Source organism: Nocardiopsis coralli, assembly GCF_014892575.1.
GTDB lineage: Bacteria > Actinomycetota > Actinomycetes > Streptosporangiales > Streptosporangiaceae > Nocardiopsis > Nocardiopsis coralli.
This window is the reverse complement of the sequence record NZ_JADBGI010000077.1, coordinates 1-345: the sequence shown is the minus strand read 5'-3', so window position 1 is coordinate 345 and position 345 is coordinate 1. Positions and strand designations below refer to the sequence as shown.

1 other RNA gene is annotated in these 345 nt (G+C 58.6%); it reads right to left on the bottom strand.

What is annotated here, in order from left to right:
• Positions 1–3: 3 nt before the first annotated feature.
• Positions 4–345, bottom strand: a transfer-messenger RNA (tmRNA) gene (gene ssrA, locus IDM40_RS27815).

Below are 345 nucleotides of genomic sequence, written 5' to 3'. Positions count from 1 at the left end.
GCCGGCGGGAATCGAACCCGCGTCCGCAAGTCCTTTACAGAGCGTTCTACATACTTAGTTCAGTCATTTGATTTAACCGGCGCGACGCGGACGAACACGCTGCGCGACGACGAGTCACTTGGAGTTAACCCCGGCCGTCGTGACACCGGCCGAAGCGATCCGATATGAATGACCTCGCGTGGCCTTGCGGCCCTAGCCTATCGGCAAGCTAGTGCGAGGACGGCGCGCAATTAAGCGGCCAGCTGGTAACGGTTGTCGTTAGCAGTTATTGCGTTCCCATTGATTAACGAGGTGACGGGTCCTCGGTATGCCCGCTACTGCTTCGCAACCCACGTCGAAACCAGG